This is a genomic window from Sporosarcina sp. Y1011 (genome assembly GCF_057669885.1).
Genome location: NZ_JBYHFP010000006.1, coordinates 54,750 through 75,838, shown reverse-complemented (window position 1 = coordinate 75,838; position 21,089 = coordinate 54,750). Strand labels below are relative to the sequence as shown.

18 protein-coding genes and 1 pseudogene are annotated in these 21,089 nt (G+C 40.4%); 1 reads left to right on the top strand and 18 read right to left on the bottom strand.

The window, feature by feature from the left end; translation table 11 throughout:
- Positions 1-18 precede the first annotated feature (18 nt).
- From AC25Y5_RS09590 to AC25Y5_RS09515, 16 genes and pseudogenes are all read right to left on the bottom strand, one after another.
- Positions 19-558, bottom strand: a complete 540-nt coding sequence (locus tag AC25Y5_RS09590; protein WP_488140077.1) for a hypothetical protein — start codon at positions 556-558, stop codon at positions 19-21.
- A 38-nt stretch (positions 559-596) separates the two neighbouring features.
- Positions 597-1,607 carry a flotillin-like protein FloA gene (gene floA, locus AC25Y5_RS09585; protein ID WP_482100753.1) on the bottom strand — a complete coding sequence of 337 codons (1,011 nt, stop codon included), beginning with the start codon at positions 1,605-1,607 and terminating at the stop codon, positions 597-599.
- Entirely contained in the window at positions 1,607-2,938 is a 1,332-nt protein-coding gene (locus tag AC25Y5_RS09580) for an NfeD family protein (RefSeq protein WP_488140076.1), read from the bottom strand. Before AC25Y5_RS09580 ends, floA begins: the two co-directional genes overlap by 1 nt.
- A 270-nt stretch (positions 2,939-3,208) precedes the next feature.
- A complete protein-coding gene (gene rpsU / locus AC25Y5_RS09575; protein WP_067208368.1) occupies positions 3,209-3,382 on the bottom strand; it encodes a 30S ribosomal protein S21 in 174 nt (57 codons plus the stop codon).
- Positions 3,383-3,487: 105 nt separating this feature from the next.
- The gene (deoC, locus tag AC25Y5_RS09570) at positions 3,488-4,198 is read right to left on the bottom strand and encodes a deoxyribose-phosphate aldolase (protein ID WP_488140209.1); all 711 of its coding nucleotides are present in this window, start codon (positions 4,196-4,198) and stop codon (positions 3,488-3,490) included.
- A 77-nt stretch (positions 4,199-4,275) separates the two neighbouring features.
- Positions 4,276-5,616 (bottom strand): tRNA (N(6)-L-threonylcarbamoyladenosine(37)-C(2))-methylthiotransferase MtaB, encoded by a 1,341-nt coding sequence (gene mtaB, locus AC25Y5_RS09565; RefSeq protein ID WP_488140075.1) that lies wholly within the window; start codon positions 5,614-5,616, stop codon positions 4,276-4,278.
- A 15-nt stretch (positions 5,617-5,631) separates the two neighbouring features.
- Positions 5,632-6,372, bottom strand: a complete 741-nt coding sequence (locus AC25Y5_RS09560; RefSeq protein WP_488140074.1) for a 16S rRNA (uracil(1498)-N(3))-methyltransferase — start codon at positions 6,370-6,372, stop codon at positions 5,632-5,634.
- Between the two features lie 4 nt (positions 6,373-6,376).
- Positions 6,377-7,321, bottom strand: coding sequence for a 50S ribosomal protein L11 methyltransferase (gene prmA, locus AC25Y5_RS09555; RefSeq protein ID WP_488140073.1), 945 nt, complete (start codon positions 7,319-7,321; stop codon positions 6,377-6,379).
- Between the two features lie 15 nt (positions 7,322-7,336).
- Positions 7,337-8,452, bottom strand: a complete 1,116-nt coding sequence (gene dnaJ, locus AC25Y5_RS09550; RefSeq protein WP_482100759.1) for a molecular chaperone DnaJ — start codon at positions 8,450-8,452, stop codon at positions 7,337-7,339.
- A 222-nt stretch (positions 8,453-8,674) separates the two neighbouring features.
- Complete coding sequence (gene dnaK / locus AC25Y5_RS09545) at positions 8,675-10,504, bottom strand: molecular chaperone DnaK (protein WP_488140072.1); 1,830 nt, start codon at positions 10,502-10,504, stop codon at positions 8,675-8,677.
- Positions 10,505-10,551: 47 nt separating this feature from the next.
- A complete protein-coding gene (gene grpE, locus AC25Y5_RS09540) occupies positions 10,552-11,127 on the bottom strand; it encodes a nucleotide exchange factor GrpE (RefSeq protein WP_488140071.1) in 576 nt (191 codons plus the stop codon).
- Positions 11,124-12,179 (bottom strand): heat-inducible transcriptional repressor HrcA, encoded by a 1,056-nt coding sequence (gene hrcA, locus AC25Y5_RS09535; RefSeq protein ID WP_488140070.1) that lies wholly within the window; start codon positions 12,177-12,179, stop codon positions 11,124-11,126. Before hrcA ends, grpE begins: the two co-directional genes overlap by 4 nt.
- A 95-nt stretch (positions 12,180-12,274) precedes the next feature.
- Positions 12,275-13,408, bottom strand: a complete 1,134-nt coding sequence (gene hemW / locus AC25Y5_RS09530) for a radical SAM family heme chaperone HemW (RefSeq protein WP_488140069.1) — start codon at positions 13,406-13,408, stop codon at positions 12,275-12,277.
- 181 nt (positions 13,409-13,589) lie between these two features.
- Positions 13,590-15,413 carry a translation elongation factor 4 gene (lepA, locus tag AC25Y5_RS09525; protein ID WP_488140068.1) on the bottom strand — a complete coding sequence of 608 codons (1,824 nt, stop codon included), beginning with the start codon at positions 15,411-15,413 and terminating at the stop codon, positions 13,590-13,592.
- A gap of 432 nt (positions 15,414-15,845) precedes the next feature.
- Positions 15,846-16,255 (bottom strand): annotated as a pseudogene (locus AC25Y5_RS09520) (universal stress protein).
- 14 nt (positions 16,256-16,269) lie between these two features.
- Entirely contained in the window at positions 16,270-17,679 is a 1,410-nt protein-coding gene (locus AC25Y5_RS09515) for a SulP family inorganic anion transporter (protein ID WP_488140067.1), read from the bottom strand.
- 119 nt (positions 17,680-17,798) lie between these two features.
- Between AC25Y5_RS09515 and AC25Y5_RS09510 the strand changes: the two genes are divergently transcribed.
- Positions 17,799-18,362: a recombinase family protein gene (locus AC25Y5_RS09510; protein ID WP_488140066.1), complete on the top strand. Its 564-nt coding sequence runs from the start codon at positions 17,799-17,801 to the stop codon at positions 18,360-18,362.
- 735 nt (positions 18,363-19,097) lie between these two features.
- Here the strand turns inward: AC25Y5_RS09510 and spoIIP are convergent.
- Positions 19,098-19,889 carry a stage II sporulation protein P gene (gene spoIIP / locus AC25Y5_RS09505; RefSeq protein WP_488140065.1) on the bottom strand — a complete coding sequence of 264 codons (792 nt, stop codon included), beginning with the start codon at positions 19,887-19,889 and terminating at the stop codon, positions 19,098-19,100.
- A 43-nt stretch (positions 19,890-19,932) separates the two neighbouring features.
- Positions 19,933-20,976 carry a GPR endopeptidase gene (gene gpr / locus AC25Y5_RS09500; RefSeq protein WP_488140064.1) on the bottom strand — a complete coding sequence of 348 codons (1,044 nt, stop codon included), beginning with the start codon at positions 20,974-20,976 and terminating at the stop codon, positions 19,933-19,935.
- Positions 20,977-21,089 lie beyond the last annotated feature (113 nt).

Here is a 21,089-nt window from a genome sequence, read left to right as displayed (position 1 = left end):
TGGATAGGGGGTCGATGCTTATCTTTTTGATTTCGGTGGACCGAAGATTTCAGAGAAGACAATACCTTTAAGCAGGTCATCTTGACTTTTTGGTATTAGATCAAGCTTTTCCACAATTTCTACAGATTGGCGTACGCCGCCATGTGCCGACAATCTTCCACTATGACGACTTACAGAAGAATCAGGACGCTCGATATGACGACTAACTGTTGAATCAGCACGTTCTTTTCTACTAGAAGTAGGTCTTGCAGGTTGTGCTGTTTCGGAAGTAGTAAGAACAATTTCTTGATGCAGTTGTCGCTGTTGCGTTTGTTCCTGTTGTGTTTGGAGTTTGCGACTTGGCGGTTCCGCATCCTGAGTCTGCATCTCTTTTTGCAATTCGCGATACAAGTCTTTTGACATCTCTTTTAATTTACGTGTCGGACTATTTGGAGCCTGACCTGTTGCCGTGAATGGCTTTGGTTGGGGTCCTTTTTCGGGTGGGTTTTTCTTTCCTTTACCGTTTAGAAAAGCCCCGACAGCTAGAGAGATGATTAATATGATAAGTCCACTATCCATTCAGTGCATCCCCTTTCCGGGAATCTGTTTCTTCCGGATTAGTCTTTGGCTGGGTCGGTTTTATCGGTTTTTCCATATTTACTGATGGAATCGCGCATTCCCGTATCTGCCTGGACATTTTTAAAGTTCATGTAATCCATAACTCCCATGTTACCTGAACGTAGTGATTCCGCCATTGCAAGTGGAACTTCTGCTTCGGCTTCAACAACTTTCGCTCTCATTTCTTCAACTTTTGCTCTCATCTCTTGCTCATTTGCCACTGCCATAGCACGGCGTTCTTCTGCTTTTGCCTGTGCAATGTTTTTATCAGCCATAGCTTGTTCAGTTTGAAGTTCCGCACCGATGTTTTTACCGATATCAACGTCTGCGATATCAATCGATAGGATTTCAAATGCTGTACCTGAGTCAAGACCTTTTGCTAGCACAGTTTGTGAAATCATATCTGGATTTTCCAATACTTTTGCGTGGTCAATTGAAGAACCGATTGTCGATATGATACCTTCACCAACACGCGCTACGATTGTCTCTTCACCAGCACCACCGACAAGTCGGTCAATGTTTGCACGAACTGTTATACGAGCTTTTGCTTTTACTTCAATCCCGTTCATTGCCACACCGGCAATGAATGGTGTTTCAATAACTTTCGGGTTAACGGACATTTGAACTGCCTCTAAAACGTCACGACCCGCTAGATCGATCGCAGCCGCACGTTCAAATGTAAGTTCGATATTTGCACGGTGTGCAGCAATCAGAGCATTGACAACACGGTCAACGTTCCCTCCTGCAAGATAGTGACTTTCAAGCTGATTAATTGAAACCTCAAGCCCCGCTTTGTGTGCCTTAATGAGCGGATTAACGATTCGACTTGGGATAACCCGGCGAAGACGCATACCTATTAATGTGAAAATACTGACTCTAACGCCTGCTGCCATTGCGGATATCCACAGTGTCACAGGAACGAGTGTGAAAAACACTGACAAAACAATAATTGCGATAAAAGCAATTATAACGATTGTAACTAAACTACCTGTACCTAAAAGTGCTTGCATTATTCAATTTCCCCCTTTTCTACTGATTCCCTGACTACAATTCGAGAACCTTCAACCTTTACAATAATAACATTCTTTCCTTTATCAATGTAGCTTCCATCGGAAACAACATCAATTCGTTCGCCGTCCAGTTCTATTGCACCGGATGGTCTAAGTGCTGTAGATGTCTGCGCGGTGCGGCCAAGTAGTTCTTTTCTATTCACATTAGAAACATAGCCACTTTCAGTATCAGTTGAATCCATCAATACCATCTTGTTGAGCAAGTGCAATTTTTTACCGAAAAATTTCATAATAATCACCATCCCTGTTACAGCGATAGCAACCGCGATTAAGACAGATATCGCCATATACATCGGATTGCCGCCCGCCATAATAATACTTCCAATAATTGCGAGCGATCCAACAACACCTGCAACGCCATGCGGAAGGAAGATTTCCGCAACTACCAGACCCACTCCAATTAGAAATAAGATAATTGTTTCGTAGCCTGCGAGTCCAGCAATCAGGTGCCCGTAGAAGAATAATACTAATGAACTGGCAGCCATAGTTCCTGCTACGCCAAACCCCGGAGAGTATAACTCCAGTACAAATCCCAGTCCAGCAATTGACAAAAGAATCGGAATAACGACAGGATGCGTGACGAAACGTGCAATACTCTCCGTAAATGTTTCATTCGTCGAAATAATCTCTGCGTTTTCGAGTCCTGTTTCTTTTAGCAACTCTTTGAGGGATGTCACCGTTCCTTCGCTATATTCGACTTTCATTGCCTCATCCGCAGTAAGTGTCAGTAATTCACCAACACCTGCTCGGTAGTCGGGAAGATCGATTTTAGGATTTGCCATGGCTTCAGCAAATAATGGGTTACGATTTGAAGACTTCGCTGCATTTATCATGCTTGCGACCCAGGCACTATGTGCTTTGACATCCGCCGCATTACCAGAAGAGTCAATCACCTGTGCAGCACCCATTCGGCCATTTGGAGACATATAGATTTGATCTGCATGAAGTGCCAAGTATGCGCCCGCAGATAAAGCATCATCATTGATGTAAGCGATTACCTTTAAATCTGTTTCATCCATGAGCTTAGCAATTTTCCCCGCTGCATCAGTAAAGCCACCTGGTGTATTGATGTCCAAGATGATTGCTTTTGCATCCGCATCTTCAGCTTCTGCGAATGACCTTTGCAAAAATGCGTATAATCCTTTTTCAACAACGTCTTCAATGGGAACTTTATAAACTTTAGTTGTTGCTGCACCGGTTTCTAAGAACGGAAACGTGAATGCCGATACGAATAAAATGAACAGGAGAATTTTTCCTATCATTTTATGCATAGTATTGTTCACCTCTCTTTATAGAATCTATTATATCTCTATATACGTTCTAAATGCGCGGAAGTTTCATTTTCATTGTAAATATGTTTATTTTTCTCCATATCGAAAAGTGCACGGTGTTACATAGCCGATTTGCATACTAATACGCATGATTGGCGCAGGTAGTTAATTATCTCAAGCATATACAAATAAACCGGAAAACCCATAAAGGATTTTCCGGTTTACCAAATTTTAAATTGAAAACAAGATCGAACTCATCATCGCAGGAAATCAGAATTTACGTTTCCTTGCAGCTTCAGATTTCTTTTTACGTTTCTCACTCGGCTTATCATAAAACTCACGCTTTCTTACCTCTTGTATTGTTCCACTTTTGGATACAGTACGTTTGAAGCGGCGAAGAGCATCTTCAAGCGATTCGTTTTTACGAACAACAGTTTTCGACATATCTCTTGTCCCTCCCTCCAAACACACTTCTTGTACAAGACCAAGTGCCTTGTACTCATAAATTATACCTCGTAATTAAGCATAGGTCAATATAAAACTTTCAAATTAATAATCAGATTTAGATTCCAACCCTTGCATGATTTGAACGCCTGAACTTGCACCTATTCTTGTAGCCCCTGCATCTATCATTTTCTTCATGTCTTCCAAGCTTCGAACTCCACCCGAAGCCTTGACACCCATTTCAGGTCCAACGACGGCTCTCATCAACTTGACGTCTTCCTCTATCGCTCCCCCAGTTGAAAAACCTGTTGATGTTTTCACGAAATCAGCACCTGCTAGAACCGATAGTTCACATGCTTTTCTTTTATCTTTATCAGCTAGTAAAGCTGTTTCAATAATAACCTTTACAATCGCTTTTCCTTTTGCTGCATTAACAACTGCTTTAATGTCTTTTTCCACAGCCGCATCATCACCACTGCGAAGGGCTCCCATATTAATAACCATATCGATTTCAGTTGCTCCGTTTGCAATCGCATCAGCAGTTTCAAATGCCTTTACCTCAGACGTTGACGCTCCTAAAGGAAAACCAATGACTGTACAAACCTTAACTGGCGAACCTTCAAGTGCAGCTGAAGCTGTTTTTACCCATGCCGGGTTTACACAGACAGAAGCAAACGAATATTTACGGGCTTCTTCACATAATGTCGTTATTTCTGTTTTTAAAGCATCTGCTTTTAATAATGTATGATCGATATAAGTAGCATAATTTGTATTCAAATGAATACCTCCTTGAGTTGTCCGTACTTCTGATATCATATCAAGAACCATTCGTTTCTGCACGAAAAAAGCTGTTCCTTCCAAGATGGATAAGAACAGCTTTTTAGATAGCTGATTTAGACGAGTTGTGTCTCTTCCTCAATAACACGGACAAACTGTCCTTCGTTATAGGGATAGCCTGCTTTCACGACTTTTACACGAATGATTTTACCGACCATGGACTCATCAGCGGGAAAAACGAGTTTCAAATAATTATCCGAGTAGCCTTCATATAATCCGCTGTCCGGATCAAGCTTATACTTTTCTTCCGGTATAACCTCGAGAACCACATTTTCGAATGTCGATGCATATTGCTTCGCCAGCTGATCGTTCAATTCGATCAAGCGATGAACACGTTCGTTTTTTACAGCTTCGGGAACCTGGTCTTCCATTCTTGCGGCGGGAGTCCCAGTCCGTTTTGAATAAGGGAAAACATGAAGTTCAGAGAATTTATAATCACGGATAAAGTTGTATGTTTCCATGAACTCTTCTTCAGTCTCACCAGGAAAACCGACGATAACATCTGAAGTGATTGCCAATTGTGGCAGTGCATCACGCAATCTGTCCAGACGTTCTGCAAAAAATTCCATCGTATATTTCCGGCGCATACGTTTCAAAACGGAGTTGGAACCGGATTGAATCGGAATATGCAGATGACGAACGATTGTAGACGAATTACGAAGGACATCGATGACCTCATCGGTAAGTTGGCTCGCTTCAATCGAACTGATACGAAGACGTTTCAGTCCTATCACCTGGGTTTCAAGATCACGTAGCAGCCGAGCCAGATTGTAATCCTTCAAATCTTCTCCGTAACCACCTGTATGAATACCTGTTAAAACAATTTCAAGATAACCCGCATCGACAAGCTGTTGCGCCTGACGGATGACTTCCTGTGGATCACGCGAACGCATAAGTCCACGAGCCCACGGAATGATGCAAAATGTACAGAAGTTATTACATCCCTCCTGAATTTTGAGGGACGCACGTGTTCGATCAGTAAATGCAGGTACATCCAGTTCTTCATAAACTCTATTTTTCATAATGTTGCGGACAGCATTGATCGGCTTACGTTCTGAACGGTACTCATCAATGAGCCCAAGAAGTTTGGTCCGATCCTGTGTTCCAACAACAATATCAACCCCAGGAATCGCCATGATTTCAGCAGGAGAAGTTTGTGCGTAACAACCCGTAACACAAATGACAGCATCCGGATTTTTACGGACTGCCCGACGAATGACTTGTCGGCTTTTCTTATCACCGGTATTTGTCACTGTACATGTATTAATGACATAAACATCAGAGTTCTTTTCGAAATCACCGCGGTCATAACCGGCTTCCTTGAAAAGTTGCCAGATTGCCTCGGTTTCGTAATGATTCACTTTGCAGCCCAACGTATGAAATGCCACCGAAGACATAGCTGCTCACCTCTTTCATTCAAATTCGTATGACATTGCGGACAATAAATACAATGGTGCCGTTTCAGTCCGCAAGATGCGCGGACCTAATGCAATCGGCAGAAACCCTTCAGAACGGAGATTTTCAGCTTCTGTTCTCGATAACCCGCCTTCTGGTCCGAATACAACTAGCACCGTTTGTTCATGATATACATTTTTTAGACGGTCAGCAATTTTATGAGGCTCTCCACTTTTCGCATCCTCTTCATCTGCAAAAAGTAAGACGTCAAATTTACTTGATTCCACAATCAATTGCTGAAATGATAATGGTTTTCCCACTTCAGGAATAACGGTTCGATGACATTGTTCTGCGGCCTCTTTGGAAATTTTGCGAAGCCGTTCAACTTTTTTATCACCTTTTTTTTCATCCCACTTAACAATGGATCTCTCAGCTTGGAATGGTAGAATCCCCGACATACCAAGCTCAGTTCCTTTTTGAACAATTAAATCGAGTTTGTCGCCTTTTGGCAGACCACAGGCAATTGTTACGTTAACAGGCATTTCATTAGACTTTAGTGCATTGCCGGTACGCAAAATGACTACACCATCCGGTAGCAATTCAGTAATTAAAGAAATAAAAGCCTTCCCGTTCGTAACAGCAATGACATTATCATCGACATTCATCCGCATGACACGAATGATATGTTTTCCATCATCGCCCTTTATTGTCGCGATCCCTTCATCATCAAAAGGGGATTGCAGAAAATAGCGTTGCAAATTGTTACACGCTCCTTTTTCTCGCAATAATAGCAACCCAGTCTTCCATAAGGACAGACTCTATAATCTCAAATCCTTTACTCACTAGGTCATCCTTTACCAAGTCCCGTTTCTGGCCGATAATTCCCGAAACAATAAATAGGCCATCCTCCGGTAAAATGGTATAAGCATCTTGTGAAAAGGAAATGATAACTTCGGCCAAAATATTAGCAATGATAATATCAGCCGGTTCTTTTACAGACTCTAGTAAATTACCGTGTACCACTTCTACCGTTCCTTCAACGTGATTCAACTTGATGTTATCTTTTGCGGCTACTACAGCAACTTGATCCAAGTCTAGCGCATGGACACGTGATGCACCTAAGAGTGCCGCGCCGATGGAGAGTACTCCTGAACCAGTTCCTACATCCACAACTGTGTAGCCAGGTTTAACGTATTTCTCAAGCGCTTGCAGACACAGTACTGTTGTTGGATGTGTACCTGTCCCAAAAGCCATTCCCGGATCAAGCTCAATAATCAATTCATCAGACTCAACCGGAACGTATTGTTCCCATGTCGGTACAATTGTAAAGCGGCCAGAAATTTTAACAGGATGATAGTACTTCTTCCATGCAGTTGCCCAATCTTCTTCATCGACTTCATTCATCTGAATAGCATTTTTACCGACATCCAATCCGAATTTTGACAAACCTTCGATTGACAGTTCAATATCTTTAACTGTTTCTATCAGAAAACTATTAACAGGTAAATATGCCTTTAAAATGACTCCCTCCAAAGGAAAATCATTTTTGTCCAGTGCCCATATTTCACCGTACTGGTCTTCGTGGATTCGATCTGGTTCCGCTGAATCCTCTATAACGACCCCACTTGCACCAGCTTCATGTAAAATATTTGCTACTGCTTCAGTTGCTTCATGTGTCGTATGAATAGATACCTCTGACCACTTCATATGAATTCATCCCTTTCAGTCGCCTTTGATTGATCGTTTGATTTTATCGAAAAGAGAACTTGAATACTCATCAAGAGAATCCCCACTAATCGCCGCAAACTCACGCATAAGTTCTTTCTGTTTTTCCGTCATTTTCTTAGGCGTCGTCACTTTTACAATAACGTGCTGATCTCCAATTCCACGACCATGGACGTTTTTAACACCTTTGCCTTTCAAACGGAATCGTGTTCCTGTTTGAGTACCAGCAGGTATTTTCAAATTCACTTTTCCTTGTACAGTTGGAACTTCGATTTCATCACCAAGAGATGCTTGCGGGAACGAAAGATTGAGTTCCAGATAAATATCATCGTCTTCTCTGATGAATTTCTCATGTGGCCTCACACGGAATACGATATACAAATCTCCTGAAGGTCCTCCATTATGACCTGGTTCGCCCTGTCCGGATACGCGTAACTGCTGACCATCATCAACACCTTCAGGGATTGTCACTTTAATTTTTTTCTTTTTCGTTACTCTACCTGCACCATGGCAAGTCGAACATTTTTCAGGAATAATTTTACCAGTTCCTTGACAATGGTGACATGCTCTACGGTTTACCATCTGACCAAGCGGCGTGTTTTGTGTAACGCTGATTTGCCCTGAACCACTACAATGTGTACACGTTTTAGCTGACGTTCCTTTTTTAGCACCTGAACCATCACATGTATCGCATGTTTCTTCTTTCGGTATTTCAACTTCAGTCTCCTTACCGAAAACTGCCTCCATAAAGTCAATATTCATCGAGTATTGAAGGTCATCCCCTTTACGAGGGGCGTTCGGATCACGCCGACGGGTATTCCCACCGAAAAAACTACTGAAAATATCATCAAAACCGAATCCGTCAGCGCCACCTCCGCCACCAAATCCTTGATTTGGATTTGTATGGCCGAATTGATCATAATTTGCTTTCTTCGAATCATCACTCAGCACTTCATATGCTTCAGTCACTTCTTTGAATTTCTCTACTGCATCATCTGCTTTGTTCAAGTCAGGATGGTATTTCTTTGAAAGTGATCGATAGGCTTTCCTAATTTCGTCTTTTGAAGCGGACTTTGACAAGCCCAATACGTCATAATAATCTCTTTTACTCATTATTTCACTCTCCCGAAATACTTTGGCATGTTTACTATTGTATCACTACGAACTTAAAAGCGTAAGCGTTCAGTGAGCTCCGAAATGCAGGATAGATGCAGTTCATTCCCCTTCCGCTATATTAGCTTAAAGGGCTAGCCGCTGCTGCTTGTACTCAGCAATAAAAACCGAAAAAGCCAAAGCCGGAATATCGGACTTTGACTTTTCCGTCAACAAATATTTTTATTTAGTTTCTTTGTCGTCAACTTCTTCAAAATCAGCGTCAACTACGCCGTCGTCCTTAGGCTCAGAAGCGCCTTCAGCACCTTCAGCGGATTCAGCAGCAGCTTGCTCATATAATTTCATTGACATTTGTTGGACAAGTTCATCCAATTTTTCTTTTTTCGTACGAATTTCATCATAATCAGCAGCTTCTAGTGCAACTTTCAACTCTTCCTTAGCTTCTTCCACACTCTTCACATCTTCTTCGGAAACTTTTCCTTCAAGATCTTTTAATGTCTTTTCAGCCATGAATACGAGTTGGTCTGCTTCGTTTTTCAAATCTGCTTCTTCTTTACGTTTTTGGTCAACTTCAGCATTCGCTTCAGCATCTTTCACCATACGTTCGATTTCATCATCAGTTAGACCCGAACTTGCTTGGATTGTAATATTTTGCTCTTTTTGAGTACCAAGGTCTTTCGCTTTAACTGTAACAATACCGTTTTTATCGATATCAAAAGTTACTTCAATTTGAGGAACTCCACGTGGAGCTGGTGGAATATCCGTCAATTGGAAACGACCTAGCGTTTTGTTGTCCGCAGACATTGGACGTTCGCCTTGCAAAACATGAATATCTACAGCCGGCTGGCTATCCGCTGCTGTTGAAAACACTTGTGATTTGCTAGTTGGAATCGTTGTGTTACGTTCGATTAGTTTTGTAAAGACATTACCCATTGTTTCAATACCAAGTGATAAAGGTGTTACGTCTAATAGAACAACATCTGTAACGTCTCCACTTAAGATAGATCCTTGTACAGCCGCACCAAGTGCAACTACTTCATCCGGGTTAACGCCTTTATATGGCTCTTTACCTGTTTCTTTTTTAATGGCTTCTTGAACCGCTGGAATACGAGTTGATCCACCAACGAGAATTACTTTATCAATTTCAGATGCAGCAAGTCCAGCGTCTTTTAACGCTTGGCGTGTTGGAACCATGGAACGTTCAACCAGGTGAGCAGTCAATTCATCGAATTTCGCACGGGAAAGTGTGACTTCAAGATGAAGTGGACCTGCATCTCCTGCTGTAATGAAAGGTAGCGATACTTGTGATGATGTTACGCCTGAAAGGTCTTTTTTCGCTTTCTCAGCAGCATCTTTCAAACGTTGCATTGCCATTTTGTCTTTTGACAAATCAATACCGTTGTCTTTTTTGAATTCCTGAACGAGGAAGTCGATGACTACGTCGTCAAAATCATCTCCTCCAAGTTTGTTGTCTCCAGCAGTAGACTTAACTTGGAATACGCCATCGCCTAGTTCAAGGATCGACACGTCGAACGTACCGCCACCAAGGTCATATACAAGAATTGTTTCGTCTTCATCCGTTTTATCAAGACCATAAGCAAGCGCCGCTGCAGTTGGCTCATTGATAATTCGTTCGACTTCAAGTCCTGCAATTCTACCTGCATCTTGTGTTGCTTGACGTTGTGCATCGCTGAAGTAAGCTGGAACAGTAATAACTGCTTTTGTTACTTTTTCACCTAAGTATTCTTCCGCATACCCCTTCAAATATTGAAGAATCATCGCTGATACTTCTTGAGGTGTATACTCTTTGTCTTCTGCTTTAACTTTGAAATCAGTACCCATATGCCTTTTAACAGACATGATTGTATTCGGATTAGTGATTGATTGGCGTTTAGCAACTTCTCCGACTTGACGTTCGCCGTTTTTAAACGCTACGACAGATGGTGTTGTACGGTTACCTTCTGGATTTGGAATTACTTTCGGCTCTCCGCCTTCATAAATTGCAACTACTGAGTTTGTTGTCCCTAAGTCAATACCAATAATTTTACTCATAATCAAATTCCTCCTATTAAATAGTGCTTCTTTTATTCTAATTCTTCTTATTCGTTAACTTTAACCATTGCTGGTCGCAGGACTCTGTCTTTCAACATATAACCTGCTTGCAATTCTTCAAGTACGATACCTGCAGGTTTATCTTCATCTTTTCCAGTCATAATTGCTTGATGGAAATTAGGATCGAACTCCTGATCGAGTGCTTTGATTTCGACAAGACCCTCTTCTTCAAGAGCTTGGACAAATGTACGGTATATCATATCTAATCCCGTCATCATCGTTTGGACTTCTTCTGTTTTTGCTTCAACAGTCAATGCACGTGAAAAATTATCTAGAACAGGAATAAGATTAGTTACTACATTCTGAGCACGGTATTTTTGAGCTGCTTCTTTATCAAGGGAGACCCTTCGTTTGAAGTTTTCATAGTCTGCCAGTAATCTCAACCGTTTGTTCTCTTCTTCATGTAGTTTTTCTGTCAGTTCTTGCACAGTAGTGTCATTCCCGTTTTCTATGATTTCAATCGAATCCACTTTTTCATCTGAATTGATTGTTTCAATTCCATCTTCAAGCGTTTCATTTACTGATTCTTCTTTAACTTCAATTTCATCATTTACATTTGTCATTGGTCGTTCCTCCCTGCATTTCCGCCGCCTATTGTCAACCTTGCCAATTCACTGGACAAATCACTGCTCATTAAATCGAGCATAGTAATGACTCTTGCATAATCCATACGTTTTGGTCCGATAATTGCGATGGAACCCGTCATATTGTCGCCCGCTGAATACGTAGCTGTAATCACACTGTAATCTTCCATGGCATTGTGATTATTTTCAGAGCCGATGCGGACATGGATACCTGTCATACCTTCTTGGAAAAACGTCATTGCCGGTGCAGCATTATCCATCAGTTCGAAAAATGTTTTCATCTTATGGATATCATTGAATTCAGGTTGTTTCATCATATTCATTTTACCGCCAAAAAACAGCCGTTCTTCCGGTGCGATTGATATCGCCCGTTGGAATGAGGCGAATAAGTCGCCAGCGTGATGGATATGACGTTCCAATACCGTTTTCGTTTCCTCGACTAGCATTTTTTGAATATTAACAAGCGGTGTGCCAATCAGTCGTTCGTTTAGGATGTTCACCATTTTTTCAATATCAGACGCGGTGAATCCTTCCGGTACATTGAAAAGCTTATTCTCAACACGGCCATTGTCTGTAACGATAATAGCGACAGCCGTCTTCCGATCTAATGGAACGATTGAAAAACGTTTCACTGCATGTAGTGAAGTGTCTGGCCCAAGAAGAATCGAAGTGTAATTGGTCAAATCGGAAAGAATTGTTGCAGATTTACGTATCAACTCTTCAGTTTCGACAATTTTCTCTCGAAAAACAGATCTCAAATGGATACTGTCTTCCATGTTTAGCTTTTCTGTAGTCATCAAATGATCGACATAAAATCGGTACCCTTTTTCAGATGGTATCCTACCGGATGAGGTGTGGGTTTTTTCAAGATAACCCATCTCTTCAAGATTAGCCATTTCATTCCTAATTGTCGCAGGACTGAAAGGAGCTTCACTCTTTTTGGATAGCTGCCTTGATCCGACAGGTTGTGCGGATTCGATGAAATCGTCAACCGTCAGTTGCAATATAAGCAATTGTCTGTTCGTCAACATAGCCATCACTCCTGTTAGCACTCTATAACTACGAGTGCTAATGCTACTGATAATTTAACAAATACAGATCGTCGTGTCAACGAATTGACTCACGATTATTTAAGAAATTGTTGAAACACATCATTTCCCCTGTAAACACCGTGCTCTGTTAACTTGACGGTATCATCCAATTGCATGACAAGTCCGTCTTCAATCAGAGATTGCAGCGTTTCACCGTATACATTTTCAAGCGATTTCCCAAATTTCTTTTGAAATAATGAACGAGAAACGCCATTTGATTTGCGTAATCCAAGAAACATCTCTTCTTCCATTGCTTCTGTTTCTGTAACTAGATGTGTTTGTTGTAACGGCCTATTACCCGCAGCTGTCTTTTCAATATATTTTGCAATCGGTCCAATGTTTGAATACCTGGTTCCATTTATATAACCATGTGCACCGGCACCGATTCCTGCATACGTTGCGTTCTCCCAGTAGATGAGATTATGAATTGATTCTTGACCAGGTATTGCAAAATTACTAATTTCATAACGATTTCGTCCATGGCTTTCCATATGTTCAATTAGCATCGTGAACATTTCTGTTTCGATATCTTCCCCCGGCAGCGGCAATTTGCCTTTATTCATCAAGTTATAAAACACTGTTTTCGGTTCGACAATAAGGGAGTATCCCGAATAATGAGGGAGGTCAAGCGCAGTCGCCTGTATAAGCGTATCTTGCCATTGGACAATTGTTTGTCCCGGCAAACCGTAAATTAAATCGATACTAATATTGTCGAATCCTGCTTTTCTAGCTTCTCCAACAACTCGATCAGCATCACCTGGACTATGCGTCCTCCCGATTTTCGTCAGCAATTCCGCGTCAAATGATTGTACACCGATACTCAGTCTATTTACGCCGCCATTTTTCAGAACAGCTAACTTCCCGAATGTCAGTTCATCAGGATTTGCTTCAGTTGAAAATTCTTTTAAAGAACTAACATCTATATATTCATGAATGATTTCAAGCAATCGTTCGAGTTGTTTTTCAGATAGTGAAGTCGGTGTTCCGCCTCCTAAGAAAACAGTTTCGACTTCTTTAAATGAAATTCCCTCATTATGCATGATAGATAGTTCCTGTCCTATCGATTCGATATATTCATCTACAGGCTGGTTCTTGAAAAATACTTTATTGAAATCACAGTAATGACAAATTTGATGGCAAAACGGAATGTGGATATACATACCCCTCATACCGTCACTTCCTTTCTATAGTTAGAAAAACTCAAAAAATTGTTCAAGTAATCCAGTCATACATAATACAATATGCTGTGTCTTTCAGCGACAAACCGAGGTAGTATCGACTCAAAGATCTAAGCTTTATCGTTTAGACACGGAAAAAAGAGGGCTATACGCCCTCTATTCCATTTATTAATTAATCTTCATCCATTTTCAATACTGCCATAAATGCTTCTTGGGGAACTTCAACTGAACCTACTTGTTTCATACGTTTTTTACCTTCTTTTTGTTTATCAAGAAGTTTACGTTTTCGAGAGATGTCCCCTCCGTAACATTTAGCCAAAACGTTTTTACCCATCGATTTGATTGTAGACCTTGCAACAATTTTTTGACCGATTGCTGCCTGCACAGGTACTTCAAATTGTTGTCTAGGAATTAGTTTCCGCAATTTTTCAACAATCGCTTTTCCGCGGTCATATGAGAAATCTCTATGCACAATGAAACTGAATGCATCGACATGTTCTCCGTTTAAGAGGATGTCCATTTTTACAAGTTTCGATTGTTTATAACCAATCAGTTCATAGTCGAGTGATGCGTACCCTTTTGTACCAGACTTCAACTGATCGAAGAAATCGTAAACAATTTCCGCGAGTGGCAATTCGTAGATGATATTGACACGAGTCGAATCCAAATAATCCAACGTCATGAAGTTACCACGTTTATGTTGACACAGTTCCATAACAGAACCTACATACTCATTTGGCACCATGATTGATGCTTTTACATATGGCTCTTCGACATAATCGATTTTTTGTGCGTCTGGCATCATTGCAGGGTTATCCACTTTCAATTCAGAACCGTCTGTCAAGACAACATTGTATATAACACTTGGCGCAGTTGTGATCAAATCAATATTGAATTCTCGTTCAATACGCTCTTGAATAATTTCCATATGCAAAAGGCCTAGGAATCCACAACGGTATCCAAATCCAAGTGCTTGAGACGTCTCCGCCTCGTATTCAAGTGCAGAGTCATTCAACTCTAACTTCTCAAGTGCGTCACGTAGTTCATTGTATTTCGATGTATCAATTGGATACAGTCCGCAGAACACCATTGGATTCATGCGTCGATAACCAGCCAAAGGTTCGCTTGCCGGGTTTTTCACACTTGTAATCGTATCTCCTACGCGTGTATCCCCGACATTTTTTATGGACGCTGATAAATAACCTACGTCTCCGACAGTCAATTCATCCCTAGGTGATATTTTCGGAGTAAAGACTCCTGTTTCTAGGACTTCGAAATCCTTACCAGTCGCCATCATATGGATCTTATCTCCTGGCTTGACGGATCCTGCCATGATACGAATATTTACGATAACTCCTTTATAGGGATCATAATGAGAGTCGAAGATTAACGCTTGTAATGGAGCGTCCGGATCGCCTTGTGGAGCAGGGACTTTTTCAACGATTTGTTCCAGAATATCCACGATTCCGATACCTGCTTTTGCAGAAGCAAGAACCGCTTCTGATGCATCCAGTCCGATTACATCTTCAATTTCTTTTCTAACACGTTCCGGATCTGCTGCTGGTAAATCAATTTTATTGATGACGGGTAATATTTCAAGTTCATTATCAAGTGCCAAATAAACGTTTGCAAGTGTTTGCGCTTCAATCCCTTGTGCCGCATCGACAACGAGGATTGCACCTTCACATGCCGCAAGACTTCGCGACACTTCATATGTAAAGTCGACGTGTCCAGGCGTATCAATCAGATGGAATGTGTATTCCTGCCCGTCTTTCGCCAAGTACGTCAACTGCACTGCATTTAATTTAATCGTGATTCCGCGTTCTCTTTCAAGATCCATCGAATCCAACGTTTGGGTCTTCATTTCCCTAGATGTTAACGTTTGAGTCTGTTCCAGAATACGATCCGCCAATGTTGATTTCCCGTGATCGATATGGGCGATAATAGAAAAATTCCGGATGTTTTTTTGACGTGCCGCTCTCTGTTCATGATTCATGTAAGTTCACTCCTATTTTAACTATATGAATTATAGCAGATATCCGTTCACCTTTACATATATTTGTGTTAAAACCTTTAGGGAACAGGCTTGAGAATGATTCAACATGATAAGTTTCGCACTGTTTTATATGGCTTTATATAAGTCATGACATCAATATTACTTATCATCCAGAAATGAAATAGCCCATTTTTATGAAGTCTTTTCTATGTCGGGCTATTTCATTTTTATTAACTATAAAATGGACTTTCTCTATTCTTAATCACACATTCAAAATCTTGCCTATAATCCATTCGTTTAACCGCTCTATTTCCCCCTTATATACTACATTCCCCCAATACTTCTACTCACAGCTTAGAAATGAGTGAAGTCTCTATGAATTAATCGAAGTGTAACTTGTAATCGCTAATCGTAAACGGGAATGAAAGCTCTTTATTTAACAATTGTAATCGGGCAATTCACATGCTTCATTACTTTGTGACTAACGCTACCGAGGACCATTTCTTGAATAGTATTTAAGCCACGACTCCCGATGACAAGTTGGTCAATTTCTAATTCACATACTTTATTATTTCTTGACTTGGATTCCCTTTTAACATGGTAATCTTCGTCCTTACTCCGACGTCTTTTGCTAATTCTATAATAGGAAGCACTTTTTGCTCTCGTTTTAATGTTAAGCTCTCTGGGCTTTGGGATAATAGCCTCTCATCTCTCGCCTTATTAAAATCCGCTACATAAATAACTTCTAAATGCGCCTCAGGTAAGTATTGGACGAGCGTAATGGCATGTTTTGCTGCACGTAAAGCATTTTCTGACCCATCAATTGCTACAGCAATCTTCATGTAGATTCCTCCCCCTATGTTAGCCGTTTATACAATTGTTCACTTGAAGAATTTAATCCTTCAATCTGTACCTTCACACCTTTTTGCTCAAGCTTTTGTTTCACTTTATATATTGCACCTACTGCCGATTCATCCCACAGCTGACTATTTTCAAAATTAATGACGATTTCATTTTCTGAAACGTTGTCGAATGACTGAATAAATTTTGTAGTTGACGCAAAAAACAAAGGACCTTTCACCTTATATTCATCCAAATCATGCGTTACTGTTACACGAGAAACCTTTGCGACAAAGAATAGCGCACTTAATATAACACCAATAACAACACCAATCGCTAAATTATGTGTATATAAAATAATCGCAACTGTAATGAGCATTACAAGTGATTCCGATTTAGGCGCTTGTTTCAAAAACTTAAACGAACCCCAATTAAATGTTGTAATACTAATCATAATCATCACCCCGACAAGAACGGGCATCGGAATTTTGATAACCACATCTCCTAAAACGATAATTAAAAACATTAGAAATACACCCGCGGTAAATGTCGATAAGCGGCCTCGTCCACCTGATTTAATATTTATGATTGATTGACCAATCAAAGCACAACCTGCCATCCCACCAAAAAAACCAGTGATAAAGTTGGCGATCCCTTGTCCACGTGCTTCTTTATTTTTATTACTCGACGTATCAGTCATATCATCCAATACTTGGGATGTCAGTAAGGATTCCAATAAACCGACAATCGATAAAGCCAAAGAATAAGGTAGAATGATTTTCAACGTTTCAAGGTTAAGTGGAATATCTGGAAAGAAAAAAACCGGTAATGAATTTGGCATCGTCCCCAGATCACCTATTGTCTGTAACTTCACACCACTGATAAGCGCAATACAAGTCATAACGACAATCGCAATAAGAGGTGCAGGAATAGCCGTGAAAAATCGTGGAATCGCGTACACTAAAATTAATGTAACAACCGCAAATATATAGGTCATACTGTTTGCCCCAAGTAAATATGGCATTTGCGTAATAAAAATCATAATCCCTAGTGCATTCACAAATCCAAGCATGACGGAGTTTGGGATGAAGCGCATTAAATTCGCAACACCAAGCCCTCCGAGTATTAATTGGATAATTCCTGTTAAAATTGTGGCTGCAAGGACATATTGTAGACCATGATCCGCCATTAAGCTGACAAGCACTAAAGCCATCGCACCTGTGGCAGCTGAAATTAAACCAGGTCGGCCACCTACAAACGAAATAATGACCGCAATTGTAAATGAAGCATATAACGCGACACGTGGATCTACACCCACAATGAACGCAAAAGCCAAGGCTTCAGGAATGAGTGCGAGTCCGACAACAATACCTGCTAAAATATCGGCACGCATATTCCCAAACCACTGTTGTTTTAAAGTATTCATACAGTTCCCCTCTCAAGATGTCTAAATTCACAAAAAAGCTTATACCAATGTTAGAATATTAATATCATATCATTTTTAATCCCAAAAGTTAATAGTTTTGGGAAGTTAGGAGCGAAAAAATGAAATACGGATATATCCGTCCGATTGTCTTGGATCAACATTGCACCCATCAATTAAATGAACTTTTCATTGATACATTATTTAAAGAGACACATGGACTTTCCAGGAAAAGAACAGAACTCGAACACTTATTAATGACCCTCCAAAAATATGACGAACTGTTCATCCAAAATATTGTAGTATTAGCTGATTCCCTTCAGCAGCTTTTAGATATTTTAAGATTAGCAGAACGAGATCAAATCACCATTCACTTCGTCGATGAACAATTAACCAATCAAACGATACAAAAAGCTTCACTACTTCAAAATGCTACTTTTTTTTCGAATTTACAATCTAAATTTCTTAGCCATTCTTCTACATTTACGCTACAAGCTGCTAAACACCAAGGCAAATTGGTTGGTCGTCCACGAAAATCAGATGACAATTTACAGCTGGCTTTTGAAATGTATGATAGTAAGACTTATACGCTATATGACATAAAAGAAGCGACTGGAATTAGTAAGTCTACTTTATATCGTTATTTGGATGATCGCTCTACATTCTTACCCGATGAAAAAGAGTAGTAGTATTAAAGCAAAGGGCTTAGATATTCGTTCAAGTTGATGCAGGATTTGTAAATAAAGAAGCTTTAGGCGAATTCTATGATGGCCTTGTTGCCAAGGACCCGACTCGAAGACTTGTAAGACCTGTATAAATTGCGCATGCGGTCATCTTTTTGGCTGAATATGATTTTGTTACAGGTACAACAGTCTTCGTCGGCGGCGGTTATACTGCACAAGAATAAAAAAACATACTTACTAGAGACATTACTGTTTTCGGTAATGATGATAAAAAGAATCGTAAACAAAAAAAGATCTCAATTTAAATTTGAGGTCTTTTTTTATTCACCCATTTTTTATGGTACTCACCAACGCCTAATTCTCTGGGTCTAGGGTAGGCATCAGGATTTAGGATTGCTTGGACAACCTGGTAATGTCGTTTGTGCCTTATCTAAGCCTTAAAGGTAGGCTAATTGCATTGTTTTGATGCCGATGCATCGGAGCAAGCCCTTACGCTAACTCGCTAGTAGTTTGCACATTACTAAAGAACGAAGACGTAAAGCATCCTCAAAATTCGGTTCTCTTTTGAGGACACAAAAAAACCAATCAGGATATAGGTAACTGATTGGTCACATATGCTTGTATTCACATCCAAATTATGTCACGGTATCAAAATAAAAAATACCCTTAAAAAACATTGATACCACAAGGTTTCAATTTCATTTCTATGAATTATAGCGTAGTTCTGCTCCTATTTCTTTATTCAACACGCTTGGAATTTGCAATGACTGTTGCTGCCGCCTTCCCTAGTACCGCAATTGTCCTGTTTAATTCATCTTCAGCGTTCCCGATTCCTCCAAGTTCTACAACGAGGAGAGATGAATCGAGATCCTGATTGTATTTCCCATCTACGCCTGCTCCGTGTTTCATTACCAAGTTACGGGTAATTCCAGGGACAAGAAGTTCCATTTCGTTTTTTAGTAGAACTGCATTTGCACGATTCTGTTTATAGTTCGGGTGTTCCATTCCTATAACAAACGCTACTTTTGCGTATTTTTGGTCATTATGAGAAATTGTAGTTTTCTCTGGACCAACGGAATCCCTATGAAGGTCAATTATCAAATCATACTTTTTTTCTTGTAATTGTTTTTTCACGTGTGGCCGAATTTTTTTATAGGCACCGCTATGAGGCACTTCAACAGCTAACATATCCGTATCAATACCATTAAACAGTAATTGGGTTTGAAGTTTCTCTCCAAACTTTGTAATATTCTCCGTTTGATGTGAGACGGCAATTTTACCATTTTTCGCATGTGTAACAGGCTTAAACGCCTCGTGCGAATGTGTAAAATACAGCAGCGCTTTTGCTTTTTCTTCCGTCACTTGAATCGTTTCCTCTTCCATAATATTTGCGGCGTATACCATGTATGGAGATTCTTTCACGAGGTTGGAAGATTTCACTGTCTGTCCCTCAGGCAGTGTTGTGATAAACACAGGGAACAGAAAGAGAAATAAAATAAGTGTGCCCCATATTTGCAGTGTCTTTTTCAAATGGCATCCCTCCGTGTTCCAACTATATGCTTTGGAACAGAGGTCAATGACTGTTTTTTATACTGGCAATCCAGGTCGATAATGAATCTGCAAGAGTTTCTGCATATAAAGAAACCCAAGCGTCAATTTCCTTAGGTGAAACGAACGTACGAAGCTCATGATTCGTCAACACTTCTTCAAATAACTGAATACGATCTTCATGTGGCCACGTTGCCCAATCACCGAAAATCGGAAGTAAATTTGCCCTGTCAGCATCCTTATTTTCACTATGCAACCACGGTGATACAGAAAGGCGTGATGATGGACTGTTTTTTTCTTCGATTTTGGAAGCAATATAACCAAACATTGTATTTATAGCATCCGCTATTAGAACTGGACCATCAACTACTGTTGGGATGCCAATAGCTATAACGGGAATACCTAGCATATCCTGTGATATTTCTTTTCGACTATTACCAACCCCTGAACCCGGATGTATACCCGTATCCGTCAATTGAATCGTACGGCACAATCTCGAGCTATCCCTTGCTGCAAGAGCATCTATTACAATTAGTAAGTCGGGTTTTATTTCATTGGTGACGGCTTTTACAAAATCTGCTGTTTCCAGACCCGTTTGAATTGTCACTCCGGGCGCATATACAAATACCTCACTGCCTTCATCAGAATAATAGTCAGGTACAATTCCCCGTAGCCGATCCATTGTCAGTGGCCCGACCGCATCAGGTGTGATATCGCGATTACCTAGTCCTATTAAGAGAATTTTTCCTGTTTTGAGCGACACTACATCCGCAAGCATTTCATCCAATTTTTGAATCAGCACCCTGGACATGTCAGTAAGTCCTTCCTGATCATCAGCTGTAAGTGCCGGGACTGTCAGTGTAATATATGTTCCTTTTTTCTTTCCAATCTTTTTTTCTCCTTGTGCATCAACGGTTACAGATGTCAAGATGACCCGTCCTAATCTTGATTCACCGAATAGTACACCCTCCGATTCCTTCAACCGGTTTTTTTCACTTGCTGTTCGGTGGCGAACCATTTCCTCACTTTCATCCACAAGATCCGTTCTATAAAAATCGAACTTCTCCATATAATCACCTCACTTTCAAGTTTGTGCGATGTGCCATGAAAGTATTCTTTATTCTCATATTATTTACATTTACCTGGTGGCTCGACTTTTTGCGAGCGACTTGTAAACTTGTC